17 protein-coding genes are annotated in these 15,250 nt (G+C 71.5%); 8 read left to right on the forward strand and 9 right to left on the reverse strand.

Annotated elements, in window-relative coordinates; genetic code table 11:
* The first annotated feature begins 21 nt into the window (after window positions 1-21).
* On the forward strand, window positions 22-1,341 hold the full coding sequence (locus OHT77_RS05190) for an alpha-glucosidase/alpha-galactosidase (RefSeq protein ID WP_328826780.1): 1,320 nt from the start codon (window positions 22-24) through the stop codon (window positions 1,339-1,341).
* 9 nt (window positions 1,342-1,350) lie between these two features.
* Here OHT77_RS05190 and OHT77_RS05195 read toward each other — a convergent pair whose 3' ends face one another.
* On the reverse strand, window positions 1,351-1,884 hold the full coding sequence (locus OHT77_RS05195) for a flavoprotein (RefSeq protein WP_328826782.1): 534 nt from the start codon (window positions 1,882-1,884) through the stop codon (window positions 1,351-1,353).
* Between the two features lie 9 nt (window positions 1,885-1,893).
* Window positions 1,894-2,352 (reverse strand): nuclear transport factor 2 family protein, encoded by a 459-nt coding sequence (locus OHT77_RS05200; protein WP_328826783.1) that lies wholly within the window; start codon window positions 2,350-2,352, stop codon window positions 1,894-1,896.
* A 130-nt stretch (window positions 2,353-2,482) separates the two neighbouring features.
* Between OHT77_RS05200 and OHT77_RS05205 the strand changes: the two genes are divergently transcribed.
* Window positions 2,483-3,034 carry a TetR/AcrR family transcriptional regulator gene (locus OHT77_RS05205; protein WP_328826784.1) on the forward strand — a complete coding sequence of 184 codons (552 nt, stop codon included), beginning with the start codon at window positions 2,483-2,485 and terminating at the stop codon, window positions 3,032-3,034.
* A 2-nt stretch (window positions 3,035-3,036) separates the two neighbouring features.
* On the opposite strand, the gene OHT77_RS05210 is transcribed toward OHT77_RS05205, so the two are convergent.
* The gene (locus OHT77_RS05210) at window positions 3,037-3,711 is read right to left on the reverse strand and encodes an FMN-dependent NADH-azoreductase (protein ID WP_328826785.1); all 675 of its coding nucleotides are present in this window, start codon (window positions 3,709-3,711) and stop codon (window positions 3,037-3,039) included.
* Between the two features lie 68 nt (window positions 3,712-3,779).
* On the opposite strand from OHT77_RS05210, the gene OHT77_RS05215 reads away from it, so the two are divergent.
* Window positions 3,780-4,649, forward strand: a complete 870-nt coding sequence (locus OHT77_RS05215; protein WP_328826786.1) for a sigma-70 family RNA polymerase sigma factor — start codon at window positions 3,780-3,782, stop codon at window positions 4,647-4,649.
* Window positions 4,650-4,715: 66 nt separating this feature from the next.
* Here OHT77_RS05215 and OHT77_RS05220 read toward each other — a convergent pair whose 3' ends face one another.
* Together OHT77_RS05220 and OHT77_RS05225 are read right to left on the reverse strand one after the other, a co-directional pair.
* Entirely contained in the window at window positions 4,716-4,907 is a 192-nt protein-coding gene (locus tag OHT77_RS05220) for a ferredoxin (protein WP_328826787.1), read from the reverse strand.
* 13 nt (window positions 4,908-4,920) lie between these two features.
* On the reverse strand, window positions 4,921-6,144 hold the full coding sequence (locus OHT77_RS05225) for a cytochrome P450 (RefSeq protein ID WP_328826789.1): 1,224 nt from the start codon (window positions 6,142-6,144) through the stop codon (window positions 4,921-4,923).
* 504 nt (window positions 6,145-6,648) lie between these two features.
* On the opposite strand from OHT77_RS05225, the gene OHT77_RS05230 reads away from it, so the two are divergent.
* A complete protein-coding gene (locus tag OHT77_RS05230) occupies window positions 6,649-7,098 on the forward strand; it encodes a nitroreductase family deazaflavin-dependent oxidoreductase (protein WP_266777882.1) in 450 nt (149 codons plus the stop codon).
* 78 nt (window positions 7,099-7,176) lie between these two features.
* On the opposite strand, the gene OHT77_RS05235 is transcribed toward OHT77_RS05230, so the two are convergent.
* A complete protein-coding gene (locus OHT77_RS05235) occupies window positions 7,177-8,175 on the reverse strand; it encodes a cation diffusion facilitator family transporter (RefSeq protein ID WP_328826791.1) in 999 nt (332 codons plus the stop codon).
* Between the two features lie 213 nt (window positions 8,176-8,388).
* Here OHT77_RS05235 and OHT77_RS05240 point away from each other — a divergent pair, with 213 nt between their 5' ends.
* On the forward strand, window positions 8,389-8,691 hold the full coding sequence (locus OHT77_RS05240) for a DUF4235 domain-containing protein (RefSeq protein WP_266777878.1): 303 nt from the start codon (window positions 8,389-8,391) through the stop codon (window positions 8,689-8,691).
* 25 nt (window positions 8,692-8,716) lie between these two features.
* On the opposite strand, the gene OHT77_RS05245 is transcribed toward OHT77_RS05240, so the two are convergent.
* Complete coding sequence (locus OHT77_RS05245) at window positions 8,717-9,109, reverse strand: VOC family protein (RefSeq protein ID WP_328826792.1); 393 nt, start codon at window positions 9,107-9,109, stop codon at window positions 8,717-8,719.
* Between the two features lie 170 nt (window positions 9,110-9,279).
* On the opposite strand from OHT77_RS05245, the gene OHT77_RS05250 reads away from it, so the two are divergent.
* On the forward strand, window positions 9,280-10,719 hold the full coding sequence (locus OHT77_RS05250; protein ID WP_328826793.1) for an FG-GAP repeat domain-containing protein: 1,440 nt from the start codon (window positions 9,280-9,282) through the stop codon (window positions 10,717-10,719).
* A gap of 9 nt (window positions 10,720-10,728) precedes the next feature.
* Here OHT77_RS05250 and OHT77_RS05255 read toward each other — a convergent pair whose 3' ends face one another.
* Entirely contained in the window at window positions 10,729-11,196 is a 468-nt protein-coding gene (locus tag OHT77_RS05255) for a pyridoxamine 5'-phosphate oxidase family protein (RefSeq protein WP_328826794.1), read from the reverse strand.
* Window positions 11,197-11,200: 4 nt separating this feature from the next.
* Window positions 11,201-11,932, reverse strand: coding sequence for a TetR/AcrR family transcriptional regulator (locus OHT77_RS05260; RefSeq protein WP_328826795.1), 732 nt, complete (start codon window positions 11,930-11,932; stop codon window positions 11,201-11,203).
* Between the two features lie 133 nt (window positions 11,933-12,065).
* On the opposite strand from OHT77_RS05260, the gene OHT77_RS05265 reads away from it, so the two are divergent.
* Together OHT77_RS05265 and OHT77_RS05270 are read left to right on the forward strand one after the other, a co-directional pair.
* Window positions 12,066-13,556, forward strand: coding sequence for an APC family permease (locus OHT77_RS05265; protein WP_328826796.1), 1,491 nt, complete (start codon window positions 12,066-12,068; stop codon window positions 13,554-13,556).
* A 19-nt stretch (window positions 13,557-13,575) separates the two neighbouring features.
* Complete coding sequence (locus OHT77_RS05270; protein ID WP_328826797.1) at window positions 13,576-15,207, forward strand: amidohydrolase; 1,632 nt, start codon at window positions 13,576-13,578, stop codon at window positions 15,205-15,207.
* The last annotated feature ends 43 nt before the right edge of the window (window positions 15,208-15,250 follow it).

Raw genomic sequence — 15,250 nt, forward strand, 5'->3', positions numbered from 1 at the left:
GTCTTCTCCGAAAGGTTCTTGATGACAGACGGCAGCGCTGTGAAGGTGGCCTTCGTCGGCGCCGGCAGTGTGGTGTTCACGCAGGGCCTGCTGGCCGACCTGTTCGCCTTCCCCGAACTCGCCCGCGCCCGGGTCGCGTTGCACGACATCGACCCGGACCGGCTCGCGACGGCGGAGGGCGCGGCCCGCCACATCGCCCAAGTGCGGGGCGCCGAGCCGGAGATCACCGCGCACCTGGACCGCAGGGCGGCGCTCGCGGACGCCGACTTCGTCGTCAACATCGTCCAGGTCGGCATGAACGAGGCCACCCGCACCGACTTCGCGGTCCCGGCCCGCTACGGCCTGCGCCAGACGATCGCCGACACCCTCGGCATCGGCGGCATCTTCCGCGCCCTGCGCACCTTCCCGCTGCTGCGGTCGCTGGCCGAGGACATGGCCGAACTCTGCCCGGACGCCCATCTGTTGAACTACACCAACCCGATGGCGATGAACCTGCTCTACCTGAGCCGCATCTCCCCCGCCCTCAAGGCGACCGGTCTGTGCCACTCGGTGTACTGGACGATGCACGACCTGTCCCAGCTGATCGGCGTCCCCTTCGAGGAGGTCACGTATCTGGCCGCGGGGGTCAACCACCAGGCGTGGGTGCTGCGTTTCGAGCGGGCCGGGCAGAACCTCCACCCGCTCCTCGACGAGACGATCGCGAAGGACCCCGAACTTCTGCGCCGGGTCCGCGTGGACATGTACCGCAGACTCGGCCACTACCCCACCGAGACGAGCGAGCACTCCGCCGAGTACGTCCCCTGGTATCTGCACCACCCCGAGGAGATCGAGCGGCTACGGCTCCCCGTCGGCGCCTACCTGGAGATCATCGAGGAGAACACCGCGAGCTACGAACGCACCCGCGACGCCCTCGCCTCCGGCACCCCGCTCCCCGTCGAGGGCACGCTGGAGTACGCCCCGCAGATCATCCACAGCATCACGACCGGCACCCCCCGCACGATCTACGGCAACGTCCCGAACCGCGGGCTCATCGACAACCTCCCCGCCGACTCGGTCGTCGAAGTCCCTTGCCTGGTCGACGCGTTGGGCGTGCAGCCGACCCGGGTCGGCGCCCTGCCCCCGCAGTGCGCGGCCCTCAACAGCGCCTACGTCTCCGTCACCGACCTGGTGGTCCGCGCGGCCACGGACGGCGACCCGCGCCACATCCGGCACGCGGCGATGGCCGACCCGGCGACGGCGGCGGCCCTGCCGGTCGAGCGGATCTGGGACCTGTGCGACGACCTCGTCAAGGCCCACGGGGACCTGCTGCAACCGGAGTTGCGGGCCCTGCTCGGCCACTGACGCCGGCGACTAGGCCCGGTGGAGCAGGGCCAGCCCGGCCTCCCACCCGAACTCCGGCCGCCCGCCGTCCTCCTGGACCTCGCCGGAGTACGGCTCCCCGAACCTCACACCCATCTCGCCGAGCCGTACCAGGCTGGCCCGGTAGGCGGGATGGGCGGCCAACGCCTCGCCCACACACGGGAGTACGGCGGTCGGGACGCCGAGGCCGTACGCCTCGCACAGGGTGCCGAGCGCGAGGGTGTCCGCCGTGCCGGCCGCCCATTTGTTGATCGTGTTGAAGGTGGCGGGCGCCACCAGCACGGCGTCCGGGGGCGGGAACGGACGCGGATCACCGGGGGTGCGCCAGGCGGACCGGATGGGGCGGCCGGTCTGCGCCTCGACGGCACCGACGTCGAAGAAGCCGGACGCGGCGACCGGGGTGGCGATCACCCCGACCTCCCAGCCCAACTCCTGTGCGGCGGCGATCAGTCGGCCGACGCCCGCGGCGATCCCGGCGGCGCAGACGACGACGTAGAGGAAGGGCTTGGAGTTCTGTTCGGTCATCCGGGGAGCCTACTGAAGCGGGAAGGACCGGCCGCGCTCCTCCTCGGGCCGGGCCCCGAAGAGACGGCGGTCCTCCTCCTGGATGGCGAGGTCGTTGATGCTGGCCTCGCGGCGGGTCATCAGGCCGTGCGCGTCGAACTCCCACAGTTCGTTGCCGTAGGAGCGCCACCACTGCCCGTCGGTGTCCTGGCACTCGTACTGGAAGCGGACGGCGATGCGGTCGCCGTCGAAGGCCCACAGGTCCTTGCGCAGCGCGTACTCGCGCTCGCGCGCCCACTTCGCGGTGAGGAAGGCGACGATCTCGGCGCGGCCGGTCACGAAGGTGTCGCGGTTGCGCCAGACGGAGTCCTCCGAGTAGGCGAGCGCCACCCGCTGCGGGTCGCGGGTGTTCCAGGCGTCCTCGGCGGCCTGGACCTTCTGGGCGGCGGTCTCGCGGGTGAAGGGCGGGAGGGGCGGGCGGTCGGCCATGGTCGTCTCCGGGAACTCGGCTTCACAGGGCGGAGAACGTGCGTTCTCCGAGGTGACTGCTAACGTAGAGAACGCCCGTTCTCCAGTCAAGGAGCAGTCGATCGAGGAGTGGTGTCGAGTGGTGCCGGTCATGGACAGCGCGGTCGCCCGGGAGCGGGCGCTGGACGCCGCCGAGGAGCTGTTCTACGGGCGGGGCGTCCAGGCCGTCGGCATGGACGCGGTCCGCACCGCGTCCGGACTCTCCCTCAAGCGGCTCTACCAACTCTTCCCCGCCAAGGAGGAGTTGGTGGAGGCGTATCTCGAACGGCGTGACCTGCGCTGGCGCGGACGCCTCGCCGCGCACGTCGCACGGCACACCGACCCGCGGGAGCGGATCCCGGCCGTCTTCGACTGGCTCGAGCAGTGGTTCGGCGAGGCCGACTTCCGCGGCTGCGCATGGATCAACGCGTACGGCGAGCTGGGCGCGACCTCGGAACGGGTGGTGGCCCAAGTGCGGTCGCACAAGCGGGCGTTCCGGACATATCTCGCCGGTCTGATGGCGGACGCGGGGCTGCCCGAGGCGCTCGCCGGGCAGCTGTTCCTGCTGGCCGAGGGCGCCATGGTCACGGCGGGCATCACCGGGACCACGGAGCCGGCGGCGGAGGCGCGCGAGGCGGCTCTCGCCCTGTCGCGCCTCAACTGACCTCAGGCGGCGGCGAGTTCCGTCAGCTCGGCGCGGGCCCGGTCGAGGGAGGCCGCCGCGAGGCCTTCGAGACCGGCCAGTTGGGGCAGGACGTCGACCCGGGTCAGCTCGGCGGCGACGAGGTGGAGGTTCTCCGGTGGGACGCCCAGGTTGCCGAAGTAGGCCCGCAGGTAAGGCGTCTGGAAGTCGAAGTGCTCGCGTGGGGTGCCGGGGCCGTAGCCGCCGCCGCGTGCCATGACCGCGATCACGCGGGTGTGCCGCAGGAGGCTCTCGCCGGTGTCCGGGTCGGTGAGCGCGCCGGGGAAGGTGACGCGGTCGATCCACGCCTTCAGGGGCGCGGGCACGGAGAAGTTGTACATGGGGACACCGAGCAACAGCGTGTCGGCGCCCAGGAGTTCGGTGATCAGCGGCAGGGTCAGCGCCCACTCGTGGCGCTCGGCGGCGGTCTCGATCAGGGCGGGGACCTTGGCGGGCGGGACGAATCCCTCGCGTTCCACGCGGCGGCCGAGGGTGGTGTACGCCGGGCCGAGTGGCGCCACGGGGTCCGTCAGCAGATCGCGGTGACGGTGGTCCGCCGCACCGTGCGCGGTGCGCCACGCGCGGGCGAAGCCCTCGGTGAGTTGCCTGGTCACGGAGTCGGCGGTCGGGTCGGCGCTGGAGTCGATGTGGAGCAGCATGGTGTGGTCACCTCGGTCGGTTCCGGTACGTCGGACAGGTGACGGAGCACGACGAGGAAAGGTGACCCATGCGGGGGCACGACGAGCTGGCGGAGCGGTTCGAGGAGCGGCGCGGACGGCTGCGGGCGGTGGCGTACCGGATGCTGGGTTCGCCCGGCGAGGCGGACGACGCCGTACAGGAGGCCTGGCTGCGGCTCGACCGCACCGGCGGCGACGGCATCGACAACCTGACCGCCTGGCTGACCACGGTCGTCTCCCGCGTCTGCCTGGACATGCTGCGCTCCCGCGCGTCCCGGCGGGAGGACCCCTACGGCGACGAGCTGCCGGAGCCGGCCGCGGGTGAGCTGCCCGAGGACGAGGCCGTGCTCGCCGACTCGGTGGGGCTCGCGTTGCTGGTGGTGCTGGACACGCTGGGTCCCGCCGAGCGGGTCGCGTTCGTGCTGCACGATCTGTTCGCGGTGCCGTTCGACCGTGTCGCGGCGGTCCTGGACCGGTCCCTGCCCGCCGCGAAGAAGCTCGCGAGCCGGGCCCGGCACAAGGTGCGGGGCACGCCGGTGGTGCCGGGCGCCGAACTCGACCGGCACCGGGAGGTCGTCGAGGCGTTCCTGTCCGCCGCGCGGGGCGGTGACCTCGGCGCGCTCCTCGACGTGCTCGCCCCCGATGTCGTCCGGCGTGCCGACCCGGCCGTGCTGCCGCCGGGCGTGGCCGCGGAGCTGCGGGGTGCCCGGGCGGTCGCGGAGGGGACGGTGCTGCTGCGGGAGCGGACGCGGTCCGCGGCCGTGGCCCTCGTCGACGGGGACGTGGGCATCGTGGTCGCTCCCGGAGGACGGCTGCTGCTCGCGCTCCGGGTGCGGGTCGAGGGCGGGCGCGTCGCCACGTACGAAGTGGTCGCGGGGCGGGAGGGGTTGCGCGGGGTCGAGGTGGGCTTGCTGGGGTGATCGGCTCGGGTGTGGGGGTGGCCGCACCTGACGGACCGGCCACCCCCACGAGCAGGGCGAACCCGCTCAGTCCACCGTGATCGCGCTCACCGGGCAGGCCCGGGCAGCCTCCTTGAGCATGGGGTCGTCGGTGTGCTCCTTGCCCGGCAGCACCATGCTGTACCCGTCGTCGTCCTGGGTGAAGACGCCCGGGGCGGCCAGCGCGCACTGGCCGGCCCCGATGCAGACGTCCTTGTCGATGTGGATTTCCGTGTGCATGGGGCGCAGCCTCTTACCAGGTCACGGGGAGTTCCAGCATCCCCTGGATCGTGTCGCCGGGTTTGAAGGGGATCTCCTCCGCCGGAACGGCCAGTCGCAGCGTGGGCAGCCGGTCGAAGAGGCTGCGCAGGGCGATGTCCAGTTCGGCGCGGGCCAGGTTCTGGCCGAGGCACTGGTGGATGCCGAAGCCGAAGGAGAAATGGTGCCGGGTGGGCCGGTGCCAGTCCAGGTCGTCCGGGTCGGTGTAGACGGCCTCGTCACGGTTGATGACCGCGGTCGAGAAGAGCACGCCCTCGCCCGCCCGGATCGTCGTGCCGTCCACCTCGATGTCCTCCAGGGCGATGCGCATCAGCCCGTCCACGATGGACAGCGACCGCATCAGCTCCTCGACGACATCGGGCAACAGGTCGGGATCCGCGCGGAGTTCGGCCAGCCGCTCGGGGTGACGCAGCAGCGTGAAGGTGCCCAGGGAGATCATGTTGGCGGTGGTCTCGTGGCCGGCGACGAGGAGGATGACCGCGAGGGAGATCAACTCGGTGCGGTCCAGGGCCCCTTCGCTCAGCTGCTCGCGCACCAGCTCGTCCAGCAGTCCTTCGCCGGGTTCCTGCTGCTTGCGGTCGATCAAGGCGCCCAGATACGCGTCGAGTTGGTCGCGGGCGTCCTGGCTGTCCTCGGCCCTCGGCCCGCGCAGCAGACGCCGGGACTGGGCCTCGAAGAACTCGTGGTCGGCGTACGGGACGCCGAGCAGCGCGCAGATCACCATCGACGGCACGGGCAGCGCGAACGCGGACACCAGGTCGGCGGTCGGGCCCTGCGCGATCATCGCGTCGAGCCGTTCGTCGACGATCCGCTGGATGTCGGGCCGCATCACCGTGGCGCGCTTGACGGTGAAGGCGGGGATCATCATCCGCCGCTGGGTGCGGTGCTTGGGGTCGTTCTCGCCGAGCAGCGCGACCCGCCGGTTCCGGACCGCCGCGAACCGTGCGTTGGTCGCGGGGAAGTCGGGGTGGGTGCGGTCGGAGGACAGCCGCTGGTCGGCCAGCAGCGCGCGGGCGGTGGAGTGTCCGGTGACCAGCCAGGTCTCGCGGCCGTCGAAGAGCGTGACGCGGGAGAGGGGGCGGTTGGCGCGGAGGGCGTCGTAGCCGGCGGGCGGGTGGTAGGGACAGGTGCGGTCCTGGGGGAAGGCGACGGGTTCGGTCCGGTCCTTCGATTCCGTCAGATCCGTCAGATCCGTCATGGAAGACCTCGCAGACGAAGAGTGCGTCGTGCCGATCTTCATTAGATGCCCGAGGCACCTATGGGGCCACCGGAAGTTCGGCCAGATCGGTGGTACCTACAATCTGGCCGAACCTGATGGTCCGGGCCATGATCGGCGATCACCGGCACACGACGGCCGGGTGTCGCGCACCCGTGAGCGGAGTCCCTCCGTCCGCCCCTGCGGAGGCCAGGGACCCGGCGCGGCCGCCCTTGGCCACGCGATGACGGACGGTCAACAGACCCCGGGCAGTGGGGTAAAGAAACGAACCTGGCTCGATACGGCCGTCCGGTGGTCCCGGCGGTCAGCCGGATCTCGCCGAGCGCGGGCATGTCGTCGTGGATCTTTTCCGTGCGTTCGCCGCCCGGGTCGTCACCCGGTGGAGGGGGCATGGCCGAAGAGAGCCGAGGTATGGATGAATCACGCACCGGCTGGTGTTGAATCTCGGTGCTAGACAGCCGTAGAACGCGAGATGGGACGAATGACATGCCTCTTGAGGGTGAGTACGAACCCAGCCCGTCGCAGTGGGTACGCGACCAGGTCGAGCTGTACGAGAGCTCCGGCGGCACCAAGGGGACGACGTTGGCGGACACGGGTATGCCCGTCATCCTGCTGACGACGGTGGGCGCCAAGAGCGGGAAGATCCGCAAGACGCCGCTGATGCGGGTCGAGCACGACGGGGTCTACGCCGTCGTCGCCTCGCAGGGTGGCGCGCCCAAGCACCCGGTCTGGTACTTCAACGTCCAGGCCGACCCGCACGTCGAGCTGCAGGACGGGCCGCAGAAGTGGGATCTCACGGCCCGCGAGGTCACCGGCGACGAGAAGGCCACGTGGTGGGAGCGGGCGGTCGCCGCGTACCCCCCGTACGCCGAGTACCAGACGAAGACGGACCGCCAGATCCCGGTGTTCGTCCTCGAACCGGCCGACGGCAGCTGAGTCCCGGAGGCTGACCGGGCCCGGCGAACTTTTCTCGTTCCCGGGCGCATGAAGCCCTACGCGTCGGGCACCCGACGTTCAGGCCCCGCCGCGCTCCCCCGTCGCGGCGGGGCTTTCCCGTGCCTCCCGCTCCGCCGGCCGGTCGGTGATGTCCAGGAAGATCTCGCCGGCCTCGGACACCGCCCGGCCGAGAGACCGCTTGATCCGCACGGAGACCTCCTCGACCTGCTCGCTGTCCATGCCGGGGACGAGGTCGATCCGGGCGGCGACCATCGTCGAGTCGAGGCCCATCCGCATCGTGAACAGCGCTTCCACGCTGTCGATCTCGGGCTCGGCCGCCAGCAACTCCCTGATCTTGTCGCTCAGTTCGGGGTCCACGGCCTCGCCGATGAGCTGGTCGCGGGCATCCCGGCCCAGCCGGTAGGCGACGTAGCCGAGGAGCACACCGATCGCGATCGACGCGGACGCCTCCCACACCACCTGGCCGGTGATCATGTGCAGCACCATGCCGATGATGGCGAGGGTCACGCCGAGCACGGCGGTGCCGTCCTCGGCGACGACGGTCCGCAGCGCGGGGTCGCGCAGCGCCTCCATGCCGCCGCCCTGGGCACGCACCTGGAGCAGGGCCCGCAGCAGGGAGATGCCCTCCACGATCAGGGACACGACGAGGACGACCAGGCCCACGATGTAGCCCGTGGACGTCTCCTCGGCGCCGTTGCGCAGGGCCTCGACGCCCTGGAAGACGGAGAAGCAGGCGCCCATGACGAAGATTCCCACGGCCGCGAGCAGCGACCAGAAGAACCGCTCCTTGCCGTACCCGAAGGGGTGCCGGTCGTCGGCGGGGCGGCGGCTGCGGCGCAGGGCCGCGAGGAGGAAGACCTCGTTGAGGCTGTCGGCCACGGAGTGGGCGGCCTCGGAGAGCAGCGCGGGTGATCCGGCGATCAGTCCGCCGACGGCCTTGGCGGCCGCGATCACCAGGTTGGCGGCGAGCGCGACGAGGACGGTGATCCGGGTCTTGCGGTCCGCGGCGGCGTCGGACTCCTGGTCCGCCGGGTCGTCGGCTTCCTGGTCGGTCACGCCCTCGGATTCACGACCCGGCGCGCCCTCGGACTCCCGGTCCGTGAATTCGTCGGTTTCGTGATCCTTTTTGCGGTCAGACTCTTGGTCGGCAGGTGCGTCGCTCATCTTCGCCGACTGCCCCTGAAGGTGCTGCTCACACCCTCTACCGAAGGCCCGGTTTCGGTGACACCGTCGGGGTGCCGGTCCGCTCGTCCGCAGAAGGAGATCCCCGTGGCCAAGACCAAGAAGCAGAAACTCCCCCTCGTCTACAAGCCCGTCGGTCTGGTCCTGGGCCTGGTGAGCGGCGCCCTCGCGGGGCGTGCCTTCCGGACCGCGTGGAAGGCGATACGGCACGAGGACAACGCCCCCGACGCGCTGGACCGGGACCGCGGCTGGGGCGAGATCCTGCTCGCCTCCGCGCTCCAGGGCGCTCTGTTCGCGGTGGCGCGCAGCGCGGCGGACCGCACCGGCGCGAAGGCGATCGAGCGTTCGACCGGGATCTGGCCGGCGAAGGACAAGAGCGGCCGGGAGTGAGCCGGCCGCCCGGGAGCGCTTCTGCTCAGAGCTGTTCGGCGACAGTGCCGGGCACCGGGCGGAGGGTGAAGGTGTGCCCGGCCGGGTCCGAATAGATGCGCTCCTCGTGCGGGCCCGGCAGGTCCTTGGTCTCCACCGGGCGTCCGCCGAGGCCGACTATCCGGCGCTCGGCCTCGTCCAGGTCCTCCACCAGGAAGTCCAGGTGGACCTGCTGGTTGCTCTCGGAGCGCGGCCACAGCGGCGGGGTGGCGCTCAGGTCCCGGCGGAACGCCAGCCGCGTCCCGTCGGCGCCCCGGATCTCCACCTGGTCCAGGCTGATGTCGGTCTGCTCGCCGTCCAGCAACTCCGTGTAGAACACGGCGAGTTTCTCCGGATCGACCGCGTCGAGCACCAAGAAGCTCGCATTCACCAGTGCCATTGTGTTCCTCCGAGGATTGGGGCGCGCAAGCGTCGATTCCGGTTGCCACGCATCCAACGGATATCCCGCTTCGGCGAGTTGATGCCGAGAAGCGGAGTCGATCAACGAACGTGCAACAACCGCGCGGACGGTCTGGTTCGGCTGTGACGCGAGATGCGAGAGTGGGACGGGTGAAGCCCCGTATCGCCGTAGTGACCCTGGCCGTCTGCACCGCTCTCGCTCCGCTCGCCGGCTGTGGCAGCGGCACCTCCACCCGCGGGTCGTCGCCCTCACCGGGTGAGCCGACGACGGCGGGCGCGAGCCGAACTCCCGCTCCGGGCAAGGGTTCCGAGGACCCCGACGACATCAACGGCGACGGTCACCGCGACCTCGTGGTGCCGATCGTCGTCGGTGGCGGTGAGGGCGCGACGGACGAACGCGTCGGCGTGGTCTACGGATCGGCCAAGGGCCTCGACCCGTCGACCCGTACGGTCTACGGCCGTGACGACCTGGGCCTGCCCGCACCGGGGAGGCAACTCCAGTCGCCGAAGGGCTCGTTGTCCGCCGCCGACCTCACCACCGCCGACCTGGACGGTGACGGCTTCCCGGACTTCGTCACCACCGTCCAGGGCGCGATGACGTCGGACAACAACGTCACCGCCCCACGCACGCTCCCGTACATCACGTGGGGCGGCCCCGGCGGACCGACCGCGAAGACCGCCGCCACCCCCGTCCACCTCCCGCAGAGCGCAACCAAGTTGGGAGTCGAGTCCGTGGTGCGCGGCGACTTCGACGGCGACGGCCACCACGACCTCGCGGGCTTCGCGTACAACCAGTCGTCCCTGGTGGTGCTGTACGGCCCGTTCTCGCGCTCGGGCACACCGGCCCGCACCGACACGAGCCTCCCGTGGTCGGACGGCGACCTGACCGCCGACGCCATCGCCCCGTCCGGCACGCCCCGCGCGACCTCGCTCCTGATGCACGCGGTGAGCGACGGCGAGCAGTCCGGCAACACGCTCTACACCGCCCGCAAGGGCGCCCAACTCTCGGCTCAGGGGCAGGAGTTGCGGAGCGGCAACGCGCACGCGTTCGGTGACTTCGACGGTGACGGGCGGCGCGATGTGGCCGTGGGCGACGACGGCAGCCGTAACGACGAACCGGGCTACGAGACCGAGCCGGCCGACGTCGACGGTTCGCTCGCGGTGTATCCCGGCGCGGGCGGCAGTCCGGTGACGAACCGGCTCCCCGAGGCGCCGAAGTCGGCGCGCACCCAGTACGGCCCCGGTGGTTACGTCTCTGCCGACCCGGACGGCGACGGCCGTGACGGCATCCTCGTCGCCACCTACGAGGGCGCCACGCTCATCGACGGCACCCGGCGGACCACGGTCCTGCGTGAGGGGCCCGCCACCGAGGACGGCACGAAGACCCCGGCGAAGTGGCGGCACGCCCGGCCCGCGGGGGCCGCCGACTTCGACGGCGACGGCACGGACGAACTGGTCCTGAACTGGGGCGCGGACACGAGGTTCGGCACCTACGGCGAGCGCCCCACGCGCTGGTGGATCACCGCCGGCACGACACCCGCGAACAAAGCGACGTTCACGACGACGGACTTCGCCCCGCGCTCCTCGTAGCGCGCGGGCTCAGTCGGCCGCCGGCAGCCACTCCCCGTCGCGCATCAGGTCCCGCCCCTTCAGCTCGTTCGCCTCGCGCCAGGCCTGGACGCGCTGCGGGCGGATCCTGAAGTACAGGTAGGGCGTGGCGAGTTGGCGCGGATCGAAGCCGGTCTTCGCGGCGAAGATCTCGGCGTCCTCCTCGGGCAGCTCGTCCGCCGTCAGCGTCACGACGGTGCCCTCGATGATCACGACGTCCCGGGTCGGTCCGACGGCGAGCCGGGCGACGCCGGTGGAGACGAGGTTGCGGCCGGTGGGGCTCGCGGCCGGGGTCGCGAACAGCAGGGTCGCGCCGTCCCACACGAACGACAGCGGTACGAGATAGGGCGCTCCCCCGTCCTCGCCAGCGGTGGCGACCCAGGCGTCCTCGTCCTCCTCCAGCCGACGGAGCGTGTCCTGCTTGCGCTGCTTCGCGGTGCGCGCGGGCTCTGGTGTCATGGCCTCAGTCTGCCGCCCGGTCCCCCGCAGCCGCACGGATCTCGGCGAGGCGTGCCGCCGCCGCGCTGAGCAGCAGATCGAGGGCCGCCGGGTAGGAGCTGTGCCGCATGGTGGCCACCAGATGCCGGGACGTCGCCGCGATGTGCGGATGCGTGTCGGCGGGCAGCCGCGCGTACGTCGCCTGCCATACGGCCGCCTCCGCCTCGCGGGCCGGTTTCGGCAGCGCCGTGTTCGCGGAGTCCAGGGCGCCGAAGGCGAGGGCCTGGTCGACGTAGGCGTGGTAGATCCGCACCGCCTCGACGTCGGGGAACCCGGCCCCGCGCAGCACCCCGAGAATCGTCTCCACGGCCTGGATCTCGTACACCCGCCCGGTCACCCGGTAGGAGCTGAGCACCGCGGCCCGGGGGTGCGCGAGCGCCCCCGCGTGCACACGCAGGCCCAGTTCCCGCAGGTCGGCGCGCCAGTCGCCGGTGGGCCGCCAGGTGCGCAGGGTCCGGCCGATCAGTTCGTCGGCGACGGCGAGCATCAGCTCGTCGGTGTGCCGGAAGTAGCGGTACAGGGAGCTGGGATCGGCGCCGAGGGCGCGCCCGAGCCGCCGTACGGACAGTGCCTCGGTCCCGTGCTCCTCGATGAGCCTGAGGGCGGTCTCGACGATCAGTTCCTCGGACAGGACGACGCCCTGCTTGGTGGGGCGCCTGCGCTGCCGGGCGGCGGCCGGGACGACTCGCTCGCTCATACGGCACCTCCTCGATGGTCCGTCCGGGTGTCCGCACCTTACGACAACACCGTTGACCTGTTAAGTGCGCGGGCAGTTTCATGTGCGTTCACCGGGGCCGTCCGGGCCCCCCGGTGCGAGCGGAGAGCACGCCATGAACGACACGCCACCCCCGTCGGGGCCCGCACTGCGCAAGTCCCTCGGTCTGCTGGACGGCGTCGCCATCGCCGCGTCCAGCACGGCCGCGACCACCAGCATCGGCATCGGTCTTGGCGTGACCGCCGGGGTGGTCGGGCTGCATCTGCCGGCCATCATGCTGCTCGCGTTCCTGCCGATCCTGGGCATCGCGGGCGCCTACTCCCGGCTCAACCGGGTCGAGCCGAACGCGGGCAACGGCTATGTGTGGGTGGGCCGTTCACTCACTCCGTGGCTGGGCTTCCTGGTCGGCTGGGTGAACATCGTCGCCACGATCGCGTTCCTCGCGTACACCACGGCGGTCACCGGCTCGGCGATGATCCAGCTGGCCGGCGAGGCCGGAGTGCACCGGGTCGCCGGCCTCACCCTCGACCCGGACTCGACGGCCCAGACGACGGCCATAGGCATCCTGATCCTCGTCGCCGTCACCCTCACCGCCGTGACCGGCGTCCGCACCGCCGCCCGCCTCCAGACGGGCCTGCTGATCTTCGAGTACGCCGTCCTCCTCGGCTTCTGCGCCTACGGCATCGTCACCGGCCCGCACGCCTTCAGCCTCAGCTGGTTCGACCCGTTCGCGATCCCCTCGGCGTCGGCGCTCGCGCAGGGCCTGCTGCTGTCGGTGTTCTGCTACTGGGGATTCGAGGCCGCGTTCACCGTGAACGAGGAGATACGCGACCCACGCGACGCGTCCCGGGCCGGCCTCATCACCCTCGTGACGATGCTGGGCCTGTTCCTGCTCGGCTCGATCGCCTTCCAACGGGTGCTGTCCGAGGACGAGTTGGCGGGCCACGGCGCCCAGGGCCTGGCCTACTTCGGCGACCGCCTCGCCTCCCAGCCACTGGCCGCGCTCCCCCTGGTCGCCCTGATGTTCTCGGCGGTCGCCTCCCTCCAGGCCGGTGTCATCCCCACCGCCCGAGGCATGTTCGCGATGAGCCGCGACCGCACCCTCGACCCGGTCTGGGGCAAGGTCAGCGCCCGCTACGGCACTCCGGCCCTCGGCACCCTCCTGATCGGCGCGCTGGCGACGGCAGTCGCCGCCCTGGCGCTGGTGATCCCCCGCCTCGCCGACATGATCATGGCCACGGTGAACGCCGTGGGAATCGTCGTCGCCCTCTCCTACGCCCTCACCGCGCTGGCCGCCGCCGTCCGCTTCCGCTCGCTCCTCAAGGAGGACTGGCGGCAGGGCATACGCGCGGTCGTGCTGCCCACGCTGAGCGCCATCTCACTGCTGGCGCTGGGCGGTTACCTCGGCTGGTCCTTCTACACCTCCACCGACCACCTGGAAGTCAGCGCGGACAACGGCTGGTTCCTGCTGCTCACCCCGCTGGCCATGATCGCGTCCGGCTTCCTGGCCGCCGCGTGGGCGAAGTGGGTGCGCAGATCCCCCTACTTCGACTCCGGCCGAGGCACCGACGCCGACGCACCGCAGCTCCTCGCCACCTCCCGCTGACCCCGCAAGGATACGAACCATGCACGCAGACCTCCTCTTCACCAACGGCTCCGTCCTCACCCCCGAGGGCCGCACCGCCACCGCCGTGGCCGTCACCGGGGACCGGATCACCGCCGTGGGCCGTGCCGAGGTGCACGACCTCGCCGGACCGGACACCCAAGTCGTCGATCTGGCCGGGCGGTTGCTGCTGCCCGGCTTCCAGGACGCGCATGTGCACCCGGTGCCGGCGGGACTGGAGCTGACCCAGTGCGACCTCACCCGGGCCAAGACGGCCGAGGACACGATCGCCGCCGTACGGGCCTACGCCGACGCGCATCCCGAGCGGGAGTGGATCACCGGGGGCGGATGGTCGATGGAGGCGTTCGAAGGGGGCACGCCCACCAAGGAGTTGCTGGACTCGGTCGTACCGGACCGCCCGGTGTATCTGCCCAACCGGGACCATCACGGCGCGTGGGTCAACAGCCGGGCCTTGCAACTCGCGGGCATCACACGGGACATGCCCGACCCGGCGGACGGGCGCATCGAGCGGGACGCGTCGGGGGAACCGGCCGGGACGCTCCAGGAAGGAGCGATGCAGCTCGTCGGACGCCTGACCCCGCCGGCCACCCAGGCCGACCGGCTCGCCGCGCTGCTGCACGCCCAGCGGCATCTGCACGCGCTCGGCATCACGGCCTGGCAGGACGCCCTGGTCGGGGAGTTCCTGGGGATGGACGATCCCTCGGACGCGTATCTCGCGGCGGCCCGGGACGGCTCGCTCACCGCGCGGGTCGTCGGCGCGCTGTGGTGGGACCGGGAGCGCGGCGCCGAGCAGATCCCCGAACTCGTCGAGCGGCGGGCCCGGTTGACCCACGGCCGGTTCAGCGCGGGCAGCGTGAAGCTGATGCTGGACGGGGTCGCCGAGACCGGCACGGCCGCCCTGCTCGACCCCTATCTCGACAAGTGCGGCTGCGCCACGGCCAATCGGGGCACCAGCTTCATCGACCCCAAGCAACTCCCCTCCTACGTGACCGAGTTGGACGCGCTAGGCTTCCAGTGCCACTTCCACGCACTGGGCGACCGGGCCGTACGGGACGCCCTGGACGCCGTGGAAGCGGCACGGGCCGCGAACGGACCGAGCGACACCCGACCGCATCTCGCGCACCTCCAGGTGGTGCACCCGGACGACGTGGCGCGCTTCGCGCGGCTCGGCGCGGTGGCGAACATCCAGCCGCTGTGGGCCGCGCACGAACCGCAGATGGACGAGCTGACGATTCCGTTCCTCGGGCCCGAACGGGCCCTGTGGCAGTACCCGTTCGCGTCGCTCCTGCGCTCCGGGGCGAGGCTCGCGGCAGGCAGCGACTGGCCGGTGAGCAGCCCCGACCCGCTTGCGGGCATCCATGTCGCCGTCAACCGGGTCGAACCCGGCGGCGCGGGGCCGGTGTTCCTGCCGGGTGAGCGACTCGACCTCGCGGCGGCGCTCACGGCGTACACGGCGGGTTCGGCCTACGCGAACCACCTGGACGACACCGGGCGCGTCACGGCAGGGGCGCTGGCGGACCTGGTGGTCCTGGACCGCGACCCGTTCGCCGCTCCGCCGGAGGAGATCGGTGAGACGCGGGTAGCGCTTACCTACGTGGGCGGCAAGGAAGTGTACGCAGCTCAGGAGGCATGAGCAGTAACGGGGATCACGATCGGGACGCGGCGTAGATCATCTA

Origin of the sequence: Streptomyces sp. NBC_00252 (assembly GCF_036187565.1) — a bacterium.
Lineage (GTDB): Bacteria > Actinomycetota > Actinomycetes > Streptomycetales > Streptomycetaceae > Streptomyces.